Source organism: Pseudomonas sp. LH1G9, assembly GCF_002949975.1.
Lineage (GTDB): Bacteria > Pseudomonadota > Gammaproteobacteria > Pseudomonadales > Pseudomonadaceae > Aquipseudomonas > Aquipseudomonas veronii.
Map to the genome: position 1 here is coordinate 696278 of NZ_CP026880.1, position 18064 is coordinate 714341.

The window sequence follows — 18064 nt, forward strand, 5'->3', positions numbered from 1 at the left end:
CTTTGAAGATCGAGTCGAAGGCCACGGCAACGCTCCTTTACGTGAGTTGATCGGCGATGTGCTGCGGCACGGCGATGGGGATTTCCAGCAACTGCTGGGCAAAGGCCTTGCCCTGCGGGTCGATGCGCAGGCTGGCGATGCCGCCGCCGCCCAAGGCGTTTTCCAGCAGGAAGTTGAGGCTGTGGCTGCCGGGCAGGTACCAGCGTTCGACGCGACCGTGGACCGGGTCGAGCACGTGGCCCATCCAGTCGACGACCACGGCCGGGGTCAGGGCTTCGGCGATCCACGGCAGGTACGCCGGGTCGCGGGCAATCACCCCGATGTTGCTGTGGTTGCCCTTGTCGCCGGAACGGGCCACCGCGAGTTTCACCAGGGGTACGCTGGCATCGGCGCGGCCTTGGGGTTTGGGCGGTTCGAGGGCGGCGGCCGGCGTGCCCAGTGCGTGGCTGGCCGGAAGCGCGCAAGCGTGGCGTTCACCCTGCAAATCAATCGCCAGCTCACAGGACGATTTATCGATCAGGAACGAAAACAGTCGAATCAACGGATACACCGTCGGCCGCCCGCCGACGATGCCGGTCAGCCCCGGTGCCATGCCGGTGGCGGCCTGGGCGATTTCGCGGGCGAACAGCACCAGCGCCGGCTTGCTCGGGTGGCGCACCGCCAACTTCACCACCACCTCGCGGCAGTCCCGGCGTCGCGCATGCGCGCCGTAGGTGGCTTCGCTGCCGAGCAGTTCGATGTTCACCTCGGTGTAGGGCGCCCAACCGCGCTGGCTGAACAGCTCCGACGTCTTGTCGATAATCGCCTGGGCGACCCGCTCGGCCTTGGCCACCGCGTCGATCCCGGCGATCAGGCAACTGGCGGTGCAGCGAAAGCCGTCCGGGTAAGTGGCGCTGACCTTGTATTGAGCGGTCGGCGGCAAACCCTTGGCACCGTGCAGACGCACACTGTGTTTGCCTTGCTGCTGCAATTTGACCTGGCTGAAATCGCAGATCACATCGGGCAGCAAGTAGGCGCGCGGGTCGCCGATTTCGTAGAGCAGTTGTTCGGCCACGCTCAGCTCGCTGATCAACCCGCCGCTGCCCGCGACTTTATTCACGGTGAACTGGCCGTCGGCGCTGACGTCGACGATGGGAAAACCGATGTGCTCGTAATCCGGCACGTCGCGCCAGTCGGTGAAGTTGCCGCCGGTACACTGCGCGCCGCATTCGATGATATGCCCGGCCAGGGCGGCCTGGGCGAGGCGGTCGTAGTCCTGCCATGACCAGTTGAATTCATGCACCAACGCGGCGCTGACCACCGCGCTGTCGACCACCCGCCCGGTGATGACGATATCCGCCCCCAGCTCAAGCGCGCGGACAATGCCCGGCGCGCCGAGGTAGGCATTGGCGGACACGCACAACGGCGGCAGCGGCGCGCCGTTGAACATGTCGACGCTGTCGCGCAGGTGTTTGAGTTGGGGCTGCAGGTCATCGCCCAGCAGCACGGCGATTTTCAGCGGCAGTTGCGCCGCGTCGCAGGCCGCTTGCAGGGCGGCGGCGCAGGCCTGGGGGTGGATGCCCCCCGCGTTGCTGATCACGCGGATGCCCTGGCGCTGGATTTCGGCCAGCAGCGGCGACAGCACCTCGACAAAGTCCGTGGCGTAGCCGGCCTGGGGATCTTTGATCCGCGCAGCGGCGAGGATCGACATCGTGACTTCCGCCAGGTAGTCGAACACCAGATAGTCCAGCTTGCCGCCGTGTACCAACTGGGCGGCGGCGGTGCAGGTGTCGCCCCAGAAGGCGCTGGCGCAGCCGATGCGAACCGTCTTGCTCATGAGAAATCCTTCCTCGAATGGCTGGCGACGAGACTACCAAGCAAGCGCTTGGTTTGTAAACTCCGGACACAAGTTTTCAGCCAAGCGCTTGCTTGGCTGGCAGGCACGGCCTAAATTGCCGCCCAAGATGTCAGCAGACGTAAAGGAGAGCAGCATGGATGAGCACAAAGCCCTGCGGGTGATGCGCGCCATGGTCGACGGCGGCCAATTGACCGACCCCGACAGTGCCCGGGGCAAGTTGCTGCAAACCGCGGCTCACCTGTTTCGCAACAAGGGCTTCGAGCGCACCACCGTGCGCGACCTGGCCGGTGCCGTGGGCATCCAGTCCGGCAGCATCTTTCATCACTTCAAGAGCAAGGACGAGATCCTGCGCGCGGTGATGGAAGAAACCATCCGCTACAACACTGCGCTGATGCGTGCGTCGCTGGAAGAGGCGAGCACGGTGCGCGAGCGCGTGCTGGCGCTGATTCGCTGCGAATTGCAGTCGATCATGGGCGGCAGTGGCGAAGCCATGGCGGTGTTGGTGTACGAGTGGCGTTCGCTGTCGGCCGAGGGCCAGGCCCGGGTGCTGGCCTTGCGTGATGTCTATGAAGCGATCTGGCTGCAGGTGCTGGGCGAGGCCAAGGCCGCCGGCTATATCAAGGGGGATGTGTTTATCGCCCGGCGCTTCCTCACCGGTGCCTTGTCCTGGACCACCACTTGGTTCCGCGCCGAGGGCAGCTTGACCCTCGAGCAGTTGGCCGAAGAGGCGTTGTTGATGGTTTTGAAGGCTGATTGAGGCGCAAGCTATTAATTTTCCGGTGGAAGTTGTCTCGCCAGACAAAAACGCCTAGCTTATTGCCATCAGCAGGTTAAACGGTGTGTGCCTTAATGTTTTCGCCATGGCGACTGGCTGCAGGACTTACTTTATGGGCACTGGGCACCGTTGCGTGGATGCCGGCTTCGGCTGCGCAATTGGTGAGGATCGGCGCTGCGCATTTTCCGCCGTACACCGTGCGCCCCGAGCAGGGCGCCGACACCGGATTGCTGCCGCAGTTGGTCGAAGCCCTGAACGCCTCGCAAACCGACTATCAGTTCGTGCTGGTGCCGACCTCGATCCCGCGACGCTTTCGCGATTTCGAGCAGGGCCGGGTCGACGTGGCGATTTTCGAAAACCCCGACTGGGGCTGGCAGAAGATTCCTCACACCACGGTCGACATGGGCCTGGAAGATGCCGAAATCTTCGTCGCCCAGCGTGAGCCCGATCGCGACCAGAATTATTTCGCCAGCCTTGGCGGCAAGCGCCTGGCGGTATTCAGCGGTTATCACTACGCCTTCGCCAACTTCAATGCCGACCCCAAGTTCATGGCCGAGCACTTCAACGCGACGTTGACCTACTCCCATGACAGTAACCTGCTGATGGTCGCGCGCGGTCGCGCCGATATCGCCCTGGTGACCCGCTCGTACCTGAGTGATTTTCTGGCGCGCAACGTCGACATGGCCGCCCAGTTCCTGATCTCGGAGCGCGTCGACCAGGTGTACCACCACTACGCGTTGCTGCGGCCCAAGGCGCCGATCAGCAGCGTAGCGTTTGCCGGCCTGCTCAAACGTTTGCGTGATGACGGCGAGCTGTTGAAGATATTCGAGCCCTATCGCATCGATGTGACGGCGGTGCCCTGAGGTTTCGGGAGACCAGGCTTCGCGCCGGGGCGAGTTTCAGAGCCGCCGTGCAAATGTATCGCTGTGACTGCCCGACACCTTGCGGCAATGCACCAGCGCATCGCGAATCATGAAGTTGACCAGGGTCGGCGAGACGCCGAGTTCCTTGGCGATGTCCTTTTGCGGCACGCCGTGCAGACGGTACATCTCGAACGCGTAGCGGGTGCGCTGGGGCAGTTCCGTCAGGGCGTCGGCGATGTTCTCCAGGGTGTTGAAATTGATGTGCGAAGTTTCCGGTGACGCGCCCTGAATCACCACATTCAAGCCTTCCTCTTCGGTCCCCGAATATTTGAGCTCCAGGGCCTGCTTGCGATAGTGATCGATCGCCAGGTTGCGCACGATCTGGAACAGATAACTCAATTGCGCCTTGAACGATGAGGTGATCGTCGGCGCCGATTGCAGCCGGAAGTAGGCATCCTGCACGACGTCTTCGGCCCGGGAGCGGCAGCCGGTAATACGTGCTGCGATCTTTACCAGAATCAGCCGATTATCGACGAATGCCTGGAGCAGCGGTGAGTCGCACCTGCCTGTGGATACTTGTTCCGTCATGGAAATCACCTTGATCGCAAAAGAGGTTAGGGGAGGGCGTCCGTGCTGAGGCCTCCTACACATCGGGCAACAAATTATGCTGAATGATAATTATTGTCAAATGAGAAGTCTGACTGATTTTGTCCGTGGGCTGAAGGTGTGAACCCCGTCTCGCTCGTCCTCGACGACTAATTATTTGGCGACGCCGTCCGTTCTTCTGGGTGACAGGTTCGTTGGTAAAACGGCCAAGGATCAGCACCCGCAGGAGGGCGAGATGGGTTTTTATCGTGCATATGGCGCGTTTCAGGTGGGGGGCGCCGAGCGATGAGCGCGCCGACTCGACTGCGCCTGTTCTGCCTGCCTTATTCGGGGGCCAGCGCCATGGTGTACGTGCGTTGGCGGCGTGTTCTGCCGGACTGGTTGCAGGTGTGCCCGCTGGAGTTGCCGGGGCGCGGCATGCGGATGGACGAGCCGTTGCAACGCGACATCGGCGCCTTGGCCGCGCAGTTGGCGGATGAAATCAGTCGTGACCTGAACGGCCCCTACGCGTTGTTCGGCCACAGCCTTGGCGGCCTGCTGGCGTTCGAGCTGGCGCACGCGCTCAAAGCGCGCAACGTACCTGCGCCGCTGGCGCTGTTTGCGTCCGGCACCGCCGGCCCGGCGCGGCGCGACGTCAGCGAGTACGCCCGCGAAAAGACCGATGAGCAACTGATCGCCCGTCTGCGCGACCTGCAAGGCACCGCCGAAGCAGCCCTGGCCAACCGCGAATTGATGCAGTTGATGCTGCCGATCCTGCGCGCCGACTTCCTGCTCTGCGGCAGCTTCGCCTACGGCCGACGCGAGCCGCTGGGCATGCCGATCCATGTGTTCGGCGGCAAGCAGGACAGCGTGCGCGCCGACCAGTTACTCGACTGGCAGGCAGACGCCGCCAGCGGGTTTTCCCTGGACCTGTTCGACGGCCACCACTTCTTTCTGGTGCAGCACGAAAGCGCGGTGCTGCGCTGTGTGCGGCGCTACGCCGAGGAACACCTGGCGCGCTGGCGCAATGGCGCGGCGCGGCGACTGACCGCCGGCTGAACCCTTCCCGATTTTCCCGTAAGCCGATTTCAGGCAGGAACCCCCCATGATGGACGCCTTCGAACTTCCCCGCACCCTGGCCCAGTCCCTTCAACGCCGCGCCGCGCAGACTCCGGAGCGGATCGCTCTGCGTTTCCTCGCTGAGTCCGCCGAACACAACGTGGTCCTCAGCTACCGCGACCTCGACCGGCGCGCCCGTACCATCGCCGCCGCCCTGCAGGCCAACGCCGACCTGGGCGACCGTGCCGTGTTGTTGTTCCCCAGCGGGCCAGACTATGTGGCGGCGTTCTTCGGCTGCCTGTACGCCGGGGTGATCGCGGTGCCGGCCTATCCGCCGGAGTCCGCTCGTCACCATCACCAGGCGCGCTTGCTGTCGATCATCGCCGACGCCGAACCGCGCCTGTTGCTGACCATCGCCAGCCTCGGCGACGACTTGGCGCAGATCGAAAACGCGCCGCCGCTGCTGGCGGTCGACACCCTCGACAGCGCGCTTGCCGAGCGCTGGGTCGCCACCGATGTGCAAGCCGACGACATCGCCTTCCTGCAATACACCTCGGGCTCCACCGCCTTGCCCAAGGGCGTGCAGGTCAGCCACGGCAATCTGGTTGCCAATGAACTGCTGATCCGGCGCGGTTTCGGCATCGACCTGAACCCGGATGACGTGATCGTCAGCTGGCTGCCGCTGTACCACGACATGGGCCTGATCGGCGGCCTGCTGCAACCGATCTTCAGCGGCGTGCCCTGCGTATTGATGTCGCCGGCGTACTTCCTCGGCCGGCCCTTGCGCTGGCTGGAAGCGATCAGCGAATACGGCGGCACCATCAGCGGCGGCCCGGATTTCGCCTACCGCTTGTGCAGCGAACGGGTCAGCGAATCGGCCCTGGAACGCCTGGATTTGAAGCGCTGGCGCGTGGCGTATTCCGGCTCCGAACCGATCCGCCTCGACACCCTGGAACGCTTCGCCGAGAAGTTCGCCCCGTGCGGTTTCACCGCGAACAACTTCTTCGCCTCCTACGGCCTGGCCGAAGCAACTCTGTTTGTCGCCGGCGGCCGCCGTGGCCACGGCATCCCGGCGCTGCGCCTGGATGCACAGGCGCTGGCCGCCAACCGCGCCGAGCCGGGGCCGGGCGCGGCGATCATGAGTTGCGGCACGCATCAGCCGGACCACGCGGTGCTGATCGCCGATCCCCATACCTTGAGCGAACTGCCTGACAACTGCGTCGGCGAACTCTGGGCCAGCGGCCCGAGCATTGCCCACGGCTACTGGCGCAACCCCGAAGCCAGCGCCAAGACCTTCGTCCAGCACGCCGGCCGCACCTGGCTGCGCAGCGGCGACCTGGGCTTTATCCGCGAGGGCGAGGTGTACATCACCGGGCGCTTGAAAGACCTGCTGATCGTGCGCGGCCACAACCTCTACCCGCAGGACATCGAGCAGACCATCGAGCGCGAAGTGGAGGTGGTGCGCAAAGGTCGGGTCGCGGCGTTCGCGGTGAATGAGCAGGGCCAGGAAGGCATCGGTATCGCCGCTGAGATCAGCCGCAGCGTGCAGAAAATCCTCGCGCCGCAAGCGCTGATCACGGCGATCCGCCAAGCCGTGGCCGAAGCCTATCAAGAGGCGCCGTGCGTGGTGGTGTTGCTCAACCCCGGCGCGTTGCCGAAGACCTCCAGCGGCAAGCTGCAGCGCTCGGCATGTGCGTTGCGTTACGCCGATGGCAGCCTCGACAGCTATGCGCAGTTCCCCGGTCTGCAAGGGGCGGCCAGTGATGTCGCGCTGGGGTCCACCTTGCAGACCCAGATCGCGGCGATCTGGTGCGAGCAGTTGCAGGTTGCGACGGTAGCGGCGGATGACCACTTCTTCCTGCTCGGCGGCAACTCCATCAGCGCGACCCAAGTGGTTGCGCGCCTGCGCGAAACCCTGGGTCTGGAACTGAACCTGCGCCTGCTGTTCGAAGCGCCGACCTTGTCGGCCTTCGCCGCCGATGTGGCACAGCTGCAGCAGGATGGCGGCGTCGCCCAAGGCGCGATCCAGTGCTTGTCGCATGAGGATGAACTGCCGCAATCCCTCGCACAGAATCGCCTGTGGATCACCTGGCAACTCGACCCGCAGAGCCACGCGTACACCATCCCCGGTGCCCTGCGCCTGCGCGGCGAGCTGGATGCAGACGCAGTGCGCGCCAGCTTCGCGCAGCTGATCCAGCGCCACCCAGCCCTGCGCACGCGCTTCTACGAACGGGATGGGCAAGCCTTCCAACGGGTATTGGCCAGCAGCGCATTCGACTTGCACGTCATCGACCTTGGCGATCTGCCCGCCGCCGCGCGCGAAGCCCGTGCGCAGCAGATCCGCGAGGAGCAGGCGCACACCGCGTTCGACCTGGAAAACGGCCCGTTGCTGCGGGTGAGCCTGGTGCGCCTGGACGACGAAGACCATCAGTTGCTGGTGACGCTGCATCACATCATCGCCGACGGCTGGTCGCTGAATATCCTCATCGATGAGTTCTCGCGCCTGTACGCCGCGGCGTCCCAGGGCCAGCCCCTGCAACTGCCGCCACTGGCCGTGCAATACGCCGACTACGGCAACTGGCAGCGCCAATGGTTGGCCGAGGGTGAAGGCCAGCGGCAACTGGCGTACTGGAAGGCGCAGTTGGGAGACGAACACCCGGCCTTGAGCCTGGCCACCGATCACCCGCGTGCGGCGCGGCAACGCAACAGTGCTTCGCGCCACAACGTGCGTCTGGGCGCAAGCCTCAGCGCGGCGATTCGCCAGACTGCCCAGGCCAACCAATCGACGCCGTTCATGCTGTTGCTCGCGGCGTTCCAGACCTTGCTCTACCGCTACAGCGGCCAACGCGACATCCGCATCGGCGTGCCCAGCGCCAACCGCCCGCGCCAGGAAACCCAAGGCCTGGTCGGCTTCTTTATCAACACCCTGGTACTGCGCGCCGAGCTGGACGGGCGCCTGCCGTTCAACCAGCTGTTGGCGGCCACGCGCCAGGCGGCAGTGGGCGCCCAGGCCCATCAGGATCTGCCCTTCGAACAACTGCTCGAAGCGTTCCCCCACGCCCGCGAACAGGGCCTGTTCCAGGTGATGTTCAACCATCAGCAGCGCGACCTCGGCGCTTTGCGTCGCCTGCCGGGCCTGCTCGCCGAAGAGCTGGCGTGGCACAGCCGCGAAGCCAAGTTCGACCTGCAATTGCACAGCGAAGAAGACCGCAACGGGCGCCTGAGCCTGGCGTTCGACTACGCCGACGAATTGTTCGAAAGCACCACCATCCAACGCCTGGCCGAGCACTTCATCAACCTGCTGCACGCCGTGTGCGAGCAACCGCAGCGGGCTCTCGGCGACCTCAAATTGATGCAACACGACGAACAGCGGCCCTGGAGCGAAGCGCCTTGCGCGCCGGCCCGGCAATGGTTGCCCGAACAGCTCAACCAACACACCTCGGACCGCACCGCGCTGGTCTGGCAGGGCGGCAGCCTGAGCTTTGCCCAACTGCACACCCAGGCCAACCGCCTGGCCCATTACCTGCGCGACAAAGGCGTCGGCCCCGACGTGTGCGTGGCCATCGCCGCCGAGCGTTCGCCGCAACTGTTGATCGGCCTGCTGGCGATCATCAAGGCCGGCGGCGCCTACGTGCCGCTGGACCCGGATTACCCCGCCGAGCGCCTGGCCTACATGCTCAAGGACAGCGGCGTCCACCTGCTGCTGACCCAGACCGCGTTGCTGGCGCAATTACCCACGGCCGAAGACGTGTGCGTGATTGCCATGGACAGCCTGCACCTCGACCGCTGGCCGACCCAGCCGCCGGGCCTGCATCTGGACGGCGAGCACCTCGCCTACGTGATCTACACCTCCGGTTCCACCGGCCAGCCCAAGGGCGTGGGCAACACCCATGCGGCCCTGGCCGAGCGCTTGCAGTGGATGCAGGCCACCTACGCGCTGAATGACAGCGACGTGCTGCTGCAAAAAGCTCCGATCAGTTTCGACGTGTCGGTGTGGGAGTGCTTCTGGCCGCTGATCACCGGCTGCCGCCTGGTGTTGGCGGGGCCGGGCGAGCAGCGCGACCCGCAGCGCATCGCGCAACTGGTGCAGGCCCATGGCGTGACCACTCTGCACTTTGTGCCGCCGCTGTTGCAGCTGTTTATCGACGAGCCGTTGACGGCCGAATGCACCAGCCTGCGCCGTCTGTTCTGCGGCGGCGAAGCCTTGCCCGCCGAGTTGCGTGACCGTGTGCTTGCGCGGTTGCCGGCGGTGCAGTTGCACAACCGTTATGGCCCGACCGAAACCGCGATCAACGTCACTCATTGGCACTGCCGCGCCGAGGATGGCGAGCGCTCGCCGATTGGCCGACCGCTGGGCAATGTGATCTGCCGCGTGCTCGACGAGCAGCTCAACCCGTTGCCAGCGGGGGTGCCGGGCGAGCTGTGCATCGGCGGCATCGGCCTGGCACGCGGTTACCTCGGCCGCGCCGGGCTCACCGCCGAGCGTTTTGTCGCCGACCCCTTGGGCGCGCCGGGCAGCCGTCTGTATCGCAGCGGTGACCGCGCACGCTGGAGCGCTGACGGCGTGCTCGACTACCTCGGTCGTCTCGATCAGCAGGTCAAGTTGCGCGGCTTTCGCGTCGAACCGCAAGAAATCGAAGCGCGCCTGCTGGCCCTCGACGGTATCGCCCAGGCCGTGGTGCTGGTGCGCGATGACCAATTGATCGGCTATTACACCGCCACTGCCGCGCTCGACGCCCAAACCGTCAAAGCCGCCCTGGCCGCCGCGCTGCCGGAATACATGGTGCCCGCGCACCTGATGCGCCTGGACGCCATGCCCCTGAGCCCGAGCGGCAAGCTGGACCGCCGTGCGCTGCCCGAGCCGGTGTGGCAAACCCGCGAACACGTTGAACCCGAGAGCCCGTTGCAGCAGCAGATTGCGGCGATCTGGCGCGAAGTGCTGGGCCTGCCGCGGATCGGCCTGCGCGATGATTTTTTCGCCCTCGGCGGCCATTCGTTGCTGGCCACGCAAATCATCTCGCGCACCCGCCAGGCGTGTGACGTCGAGCTGCCGTTGCGCACCCTGTTCGAAGCCAGCGAACTCGGCGCGTTTGCCGAGCAGGTCGGGCTGATCCAGGCCGCTGGCCAACGCAACCAACAGACCGCCATCGCCCAGGTCGACCGCAGCCGGCCGGTGCCGCTGTCCTATTCCCAGCAGCGGATGTGGTTCCTCTGGCAGTTGGAGCCGGACAGCCCGGCGTACAACGTCGGCGGCATGGCGCGTTTGCGCGGGGTGCTCGACGTGGGGCGTTTCGAGGCCGCGTTGCAGGCCTTGGTCATGCGTCACGAAACCCTGCGCACCACCTTCCCGAGCGTCGATGGCGTGGCCCATCAGCAGGTGTCGGCGCAGACCGGCCTGCGCATGGGCTGGCAGGATTTCTCGGCGCTGAGCCACCTCGAATGCGAGCAACGCTTGCAGCAGCTGGCCGATGTCGAGGCGCACACGCCGTTCAACCTGGAAACCGGGCCGCTGTTGCGCGTGTGCCTGGTCAAGGCCGGCGCGCAGGAGCATTACCTGGTGCTGACCTTGCACCATATCGTCACCGAAGGCTGGGCCATGGACATCTTTGCCCGTGAACTCAGCGCGCTGTACGAAGCCTTCATCGATGAGCGCGACTCGCCGCTGGCGCCGCTGCCGGTGCAGTACCTCGACTACAGCGTGTGGCAGCGCCAGTGGCTGGAGTCCGGCGAGCGCCAGCGCCAGCTCGATTACTGGATCGCGCAATTGGGTTATGAGCATCCGCTGCTGGAACTGCCCGGCGACCGCCCGCGGCCGCCGGTGCAAAGCCACCGCGGCGGGCTGTACCGTTTTGATTTGAGCGACGAACTGGCCGCGCGCGTTCGGGCCTTCAATGCTGCGCACGGCCTGACCCTGTTCATGAGCATGACTGCCACGCTGGCGGTGTTGCTCTACCGCTACAGCGGCCAGACCGACCTGCGCATCGGCGCTCCGGTGGCCAATCGGATTCGCCCGGAAAGCGAAGGGCTGATCGGCGCTTTCCTCAACACCCAGGTACTGCGTTGCCGGCTCGACGGGCAGATGAGCGTCGGTGAGTTGTTCGAGCAAGTTCGTCACACCGTGATCGAGGGCCAGTCTCACCAGGACCTGCCGTTCGACCATTTGGTGGAAGCGCTGCAACCACCGCGCAGCGCGGCGTACAACCCGCTGTTCCAAGTGATGTGCAACGTGCAGCGTTGGGAATTCCAGCAGCGCCGCCAACTGGGCGGGATGAGCGTCGAGTACCTGGCCAACGATGCGCGTGCGACCAAGTTCGACCTCAACCTGGAAGTCACCGACCTCGACCATCGCCTGGGATGCTGCCTGACCTACAGCACCGATTTGTTCGATGAGCCGCGCGTTGCGCGCATGGCCGAACATTGGTGCAACCTGCTCGAAGCGCTGATCGCCGACCCGCAGCAACGCCTCAGCGAACTGCCGATGCTGGGTGCCGACGAGCAGCACGCATTGCAGCGCAGCCTGGGGAGCGACGCGGCTGAACAGCGCCTCGACCAGTGCCTTCACTCACTGTTCAACCAGCAGGCACTAGCTCGTGCCGACGCGCCGGCACTGACGTTTGCCGGTGAGACCCTCAGCTACCGCGAACTGAATGCCCGCGCCAACCGCCTGGCCTGGATGCTGCGCGAGCGTGGCGTCGGCCCGCAGGTGCGCGTCGGCCTGGCGTTGCCGCGCTCCCTGGAAATGGTCATCGGCCTGCTGGCGATTCTCAAGGCCGGCGGCGCCTATGTGCCGCTGGACCCGGAGTACCCGCTGGACCGCCTGCATTACATGATCGAAGACAGCGGCATCGGCTTGCTGCTCAGTGATGCGGCGATGTTCGCCGCCCTCGGTGAACTGCCGGCGACGCTGGCGTGCTGGTGCCTGGAAGACGACCTGCCGGTGCTGGCGAACTACCCGGCCAGTGAGCCGCCGTTTCTCAGCCTGCCGCAACACCCGGCGTACCTGATCTACACCTCCGGCTCCACCGGCAAGCCGAAAGGCGTGGTGGTGTGCCACGGCGAAATCGCCATGCACTGCCAGGCCGTGATCGAGCGTTTCGGCATGCGCCCGGATGACTGTGAGCTGCACTTCTATTCGATCAACTTCGACGCCGCCACCGAGCGTTTGCTGGTGCCGTTGCTCAGCGGCGCACAACTGGTATTGCGCGCCCAGGGCCAGTGGGATGCCGAGCAGATCTGCGGGCTGATCCGCACCCACCGCATCAATGTGCTGGGCTTCACCCCGAGCTATGGCAGCCAGTTGGCGCAATGGCTGGCGACCCAGCGGCAGACCTTGCCGGTGCGGTTGTGCATCACCGGCGGCGAGGCGCTGACCGGCGAACACCTGCAGCGCATCCGCGCGGCGTTCCAGCCGCAGGTGTTTTTCAACGCCTACGGCCCGACTGAAACCGTGGTGATGCCGCTGGCCGGCCTCGCACCGCAGCACTTGGCGGAGGGCGTCGGCAGCGTGCCGATCGGCAGCATCGTCGGCGCCCGCGTGGCCTATATTCTCGACGCCGACCTGGCCCTGGTGCCGCAAGGCGCGAGCGGCGAGTTGTACGTCGGCGGGGCAGGGCTGGCGCAGGGTTATCACCAGCGTCCGGGGATGACCGCGGAGCGTTTTGTCGCGGACCCCTTCGCGGCCCATGGCGGTCGCCTGTACCGCACCGGCGATCTGGTGCGCCAACTGAGCGATGGCCAGGTGGAATACCTCGGGCGGATCGACCATCAGGTGAAGATCCGTGGTTTCCGCATCGAACTGGGCGAGATCGAAACGCGCCTGCTCGAACATCCCGCCGTGCTTGAAGCGGTGGTGCTGGCGCTGGATTCGCCGAGCGGCAAACAGCTGGTGGCCTATCTGGCCAGCGACGCCGAGCACGGCCCCTTGCGCGACGCCTTGAAGGCGCACCTCAAAGCGCAACTGCCGGACTACATGGTGCCCGCCCATTGGCTCGTGCTGGACAGCATGCCGCTGACCGCCAACGGCAAGCTCGACCGCCGCGCCTTGCCGCCGCCGGATGCCGAGGCGAATCGCCAACATTACGTGGCGCCGCGCAACGCGCTGGAGCAGGCGTTGGCGGCGATCTGGTGCGCGGTGTTGAACGTGCAGCAGGTCGGTCTCGACGATAACTTCTTTGAACTGGGCGGCGATTCGATCCTGTCGATCCAGGTGGTCAGCCGTGCGCGCCAGGCCGGGATTCACTTCAGCCCGCGGGATTTGTTCCAGCACCAGACCGTACAGACCCTGGCCGCCGTCGCCACGCGCGCCGAGCAGGTCAGCGCCGAGCAAGGCGTGCTGAGCGGCCGCTCGGGGCTCACGCCGATCCAGCAGTGGTTCTTCGAGACAGAGATTCCCGCGCGTCAACACTGGAACCAGGCGCTGGTGCTCAAACCGCTGCAACTGCTCGATCCCCATCGCCTGGAGCAAGCCCTGCTGGCGGTGCTGGAACAGCATGACGCGCTGCGCCTGAGCTTCACCCGGCGCGACGCGCAATGGCACGCCGAACACCTGGCCGTGCCGGAGGGCGGCGTGCTGATGCAGGCGCAAGTGCGTGATCTGCAACAGTGCAGCGCGTTGTTCAGCGACACCCAACGCAGCCTCGACCTGGCCCACGGCCCGCTGTTGCGCGCATTGCTGGTGGACGGCCCGCAAGGCCAGCAGCGCCTGCTGATCGTGATCCATCACCTGGTGGTGGATGGTGTGTCGTGGCGTGTGTTGCTCGAGGATCTGCAAAACGTCTATCGCCAATTGAGCGACGGCCAATCCGTCAGCCTGCCGGCCAAGACCAGTGCCTTGCGCGACTGGGCCGCCCGCTTGCAGGCCTATGCCGGCAGCGAATCCCTGCGCGAAGAATTGTGCGTCTGGCAGGAGCGCTTGGCCGGTGCGGCGGTGCCCTTGCCGGTGGCGCGCCCGCACGGCGCATTGCGCCATCGCGATGCCGAGACGCTCAGTGTGCGCCTGGACGCCGAACGCACCCGCCAGTTACTGCAACAAGCCCCCAGCGCTTATCGCACCCAGGTCAACGACCTGCTGCTGACCGCCCTGGCCCGCGTGCTGTGCCGCTGGAGCGGTCACGCCTCGGCGCTGATCCAGCTGGAAGGCCACGGCCGCGAAACCCTGTTCGATGAGATCGACCTGACCCGCAGCGTCGGCTGGTTCACCAGCGCCTATCCGGTGCGCCTGACGCCGCTGGCGGAGCAGGGCGCATCGATCAAAGCCATCAAGGAGCAACTGCGCGGCGTGCCGCACAAAGGCCTGGGCTACGGCGTGCTGCGCTACCTGGCGGACGACCTGTGCAAACAGACGATGGCCGCACTGCCGAGTGCCGACATCACCTTCAACTACCTCGGCCAGTTCGACCAGAGCTTCGGCGCCGATGCACTGTTCCACCCGCTGGAGGAATCCGCCGGCCTCGCCCATGACCCGGATGCGCCGCTGCCCAACGAACTGAGTGTCGACAGCCAGGTGTACGGCGGCGAACTGGTGCTGCGCTGGACCTTCAGCCGCGCACGCCACGATCAGCAGACGATTGGCGAGTTGGCCGCGGCCTACCTGGACGAACTGCACAGCCTGATCGCCCATTGCCTCAAGGACGGTGCCGGCGGCCTCACGCCTTCCGACTTCCCCCTGGCGCGCCTGACCCAGGCGCAGTTGGACGCCTTGCCGGTGCCCGCCAGTGCGATCGAAGACGTGTACCCGCTGACCCCAATGCAGGAAGGCCTGCTGCTGCATACCCTGCTTGAACCGGGCACCGGCCTCTACTACATGCAGGACCGCTACCGCATCGACAGCGCCCTCGACCCCGAGCGTTTCGCCCAGGCCTGGCAAGCGGTGATCGCCCGTCACGAAGCCTTGCGCGCCTCGTTCTGCTGGAACGTCGGCGAGGACATGCTGCAAGTGATCCACAAACCCGGCAGCACGCCGATCGAGTACCTGGACTGGCGCGCCGTTGCCGAGGCCGAACAGGAACCGCGCCTGCAAGCGCTGCTCAAGGCCGAGCGCGAAGCCGGTTTCGATCTGCTCAACCAGGCGCCGTTCCACCTGCGTCTGATCCGCGTCGCTGAAGCGCGCTACTGGTTCATGATGAGCAACCACCACATCCTCATCGATGCCTGGTGCCGTTCGCTGTTGATGAATGATTTCTTCGACCTCTACACGGCCCTCGGCGCAGGCCACGACGCGCAACTGGCCACGCCGCCGCGTTATCGCGACTACATCGCCTGGCTGCAACGCCAGAACCTGAGTGCGGCGCGCCAGTGGTGGCAGCACAACCTGCGGGGCTTCGAGCGCACCACGCCGATCCCCAGCGACCGCCCGTTCCTGCGCGAACACGCCGGTGGCAGCGGCGGCATGGTAGTGGGCGATTGCTACATCCGCCTCGATGCCCGCGACGGTATACACCTGCGCGAACTGGCCCAGGCCCATCAACTGACCGTCAACACCTTTGCCCAGGCCGCATGGGCCCTGGTGCTGCGGCGCTTGAGCGGCGAGCGTGACGTGCTGTTCGGCGTCACCGTGGCCGGGCGTCCGGTGGACATGCCGGACATGCAACGGACCGTCGGCCTGTTCATCAACAGCATCGCGCTGCGCGTGAAGCTGCCCGAGGAGGGCCAACAGTGCAGCGTGCGCCACTGGTTGAATGGCCTGCTCGACAGCAATATGCAACTGCGCGAGTACGAATACCTGCCGCTGGTGACCCTTCAGGAACACAGCGAATTGCCCAAGGGCCAACCGCTGTTCGACAGCCTGTTCGTGTTCGAAAACGCCCCGGTGGAAGTCTCGGTACTCGACCGTGCGCAAAGCCTGAACGCCACCTCGGACTCCGGCCGCACCCACACCAACTTCCCGCTGACGGCCGTGTGCTATCCGGGGGATGAGCTTGGTTTGCACCTGTCCTACGACCAGCGTTACTTCGATGAAAGCACCGTGCAGGGCATGTTGGGCGAGTTCAAGCGCCTGCTGCTGGCGCTGATGCAGGGTTTTCATGGCGACATGGCCGAGCTGCCATTGATGGGCGCGCAGGAGCGTGAATTCCTGGTACACGGCTGCAACCGGAGCGAGCACGCCTACCCGCTGGAGCGCAGCTATATCGAGCTGTTCGAAGCCCAGGTGGCGCAGCATCCGCAACGCACCGTCGCTACGTGCCTCGACCGACAGTGGACGTATGCCGAGTTGAACCGGCGCAGTAACGGCCTGGGCCACGCACTGATCGCCGCGGGTGTCGGCCTGGACCAGCCGGTGGCATTGCTGGCGGAGCGCAGTCTCGATTTGCTCGGCATGATCATTGGTAGCTTCAAGGCCGGTGCCGGTTACCTGCCGCTCGACCCGGGGCTGCCCGGTCAGCGTCTGAGCCGGATTATCGAGCTGAGCCGCACCCCGTTGCTGGTGTGTACCGAGGCGTGTCGCGAACAGGCCATTGAGCTGCTGCAAGGCGTGGAATGCCAGTTGCTGGTGTGGGAGGAGGTGCCTGCTCGTGGGGCGAACCCCGGCATTTACAGTGGCCCGGACAACCTTGCCTATGTGATCTATACCTCGGGCTCCACCGGCCAGCCCAAAGGCGTGATGGTCGAACAGCGCGGCATGCTCAACAACCAGTTGAGCAAGGTGCCGTACCTGGACCTGAGCCCGGTGGACGTGATCGCGCAAACCGCCTCGCAGAGTTTCGATATTTCGGTGTGGCAGTTCCTTGCCGCGCCGCTGTTCGGCGCGCGGGTGGATATCGTGCCGAATGCCGTCGCCCACGATCCCCAGGGCTTGCTCGCCCATGTGCAGGCCCAGGGCATCAGCGTGTTGGAAAGCGTGCCGTCGCTGATCCAGGGCATGCTGGCCGAGGCACGCATCCGCCTGGACGGCCTGCGCTGGATGCTGCCGACCGGTGAAGCCATGCCGCCGGAGCTGGCGCAACAGTGGTTGCTGCGTTACCCCGAGGTTGGCTTGGTCAACGCTTATGGTCCGGCGGAATGTTCGGATGATGTGGCGTTCTTCCGTGTCGACCTGGCCTCGACCCGGGGCACTTACCTGCCGATTGGTGCGCCGACCGACAACAACCGCTTGTACGTGCTGGACGCTGCGCTGGCGTTGGTGCCGCAGGGCGCGGTGGGTGAGCTGTGCGTCGCCGGTACCGGCGTAGGGCGCGGTTACGTCAGCGACCCGCTGCGCACCGCCCAGGTGTTCGTGCCCAACCCATTCGGCGCCGCGGGCGAGCGTCTGTACCGCAGCGGCGACCTGGCACGGCGGCGCCGCGATGGGGTGTTGGAGTACGTCGGGCGTATCGACCATCAGGTGAAGATCCGCGGCTACCGCATCGAGCTGGGGGAAATCGAAGCGCGTCTGCATGAACAAGCGGCAGTGCGCGACGCGGCGGTCGGGGTGCAGGAGGGCGTCAATGGCAAGCATCTGGTCGGCTATCTAGTGGCCGCTGATGCTGCGTTCAACCCTGGCGAGTGCCTGGAGCGCATCAAGCAACACCTGCGTTCTGAACTGCCGGAATACATGGTGCCACTGCATTGGCTCTGGCTCGAGCGCCTGCCGCTCAACGCCAATGGCAAACTCGACCGCAACGCCCTGCCGGCCCTGGAAATCGGCCAGTTGCACGACCAGGCCTACCTGGCGCCACGCACGGCACTGGAGGGGACATTGGCAGCGATTTGGGCCGAGGTGCTCAAGGTCGACCGGGTGGGCGTGCAGGACAACTTCTTCGAACTGGGCGGGCACTCGTTGCTGGCCACGCAGATCGCCTCGCGCGTGCAGAAGACGTTGCAACGGGATGTGCCGTTGCGGGCGATGTTCGAGTGCAGCACGGTGGCGCAGTTGGCCGAGTACATCGATGGGCTGGCGGCGACAGCGATCAGTGCCGAGAAGGTGGATCGGTTGAGTGATTTGATGGCGGAGTTGGAGGGCTTGTAGTT

Annotated in this window: 6 protein-coding genes; 4 read left to right on the plus strand and 2 right to left on the minus strand. The window is 65.5% G+C overall.

What is annotated here, in order from left to right; all coding sequences use genetic code 11:
• Positions 1-37: 37 nt before the first annotated feature.
• Positions 38-1816, minus strand: a complete 1779-nt coding sequence (locus C5F70_RS03315; RefSeq protein WP_102618027.1) for an acyclic terpene utilization AtuA family protein — start codon at positions 1814-1816, stop codon at positions 38-40.
• 154 nt (positions 1817-1970) lie between these two features.
• Between C5F70_RS03315 and C5F70_RS03320 the strand changes: the two genes are divergently transcribed.
• The gene (locus tag C5F70_RS03320; protein ID WP_046484016.1) at positions 1971-2594 is read left to right on the plus strand and encodes a TetR/AcrR family transcriptional regulator; all 624 of its coding nucleotides are present in this window, start codon (positions 1971-1973) and stop codon (positions 2592-2594) included.
• A 92-nt stretch (positions 2595-2686) separates the two neighbouring features.
• Complete coding sequence (locus tag C5F70_RS03325; protein WP_104902717.1) at positions 2687-3475, plus strand: ABC transporter substrate-binding protein; 789 nt, start codon at positions 2687-2689, stop codon at positions 3473-3475.
• A 36-nt stretch (positions 3476-3511) separates the two neighbouring features.
• Here C5F70_RS03325 and C5F70_RS03330 read toward each other — a convergent pair whose 3' ends face one another.
• Positions 3512-4063, minus strand: coding sequence for an RNA polymerase factor sigma-70 (locus tag C5F70_RS03330; RefSeq protein WP_017845800.1), 552 nt, complete (start codon positions 4061-4063; stop codon positions 3512-3514).
• Between the two features lie 303 nt (positions 4064-4366).
• Between C5F70_RS03330 and C5F70_RS03335 the strand changes: the two genes are divergently transcribed.
• Both C5F70_RS03335 and C5F70_RS03340 read left to right on the plus strand, forming a co-directional pair.
• Positions 4367-5119, plus strand: a complete 753-nt coding sequence (locus C5F70_RS03335) for a thioesterase II family protein (RefSeq protein ID WP_017845801.1) — start codon at positions 4367-4369, stop codon at positions 5117-5119.
• Between the two features lie 46 nt (positions 5120-5165).
• Positions 5166-18062: a non-ribosomal peptide synthetase gene (locus C5F70_RS03340; protein ID WP_104902718.1), complete on the plus strand. Its 12897-nt coding sequence runs from the start codon at positions 5166-5168 to the stop codon at positions 18060-18062.
• The last annotated feature ends 2 nt before the right edge of the window (positions 18063-18064 follow it).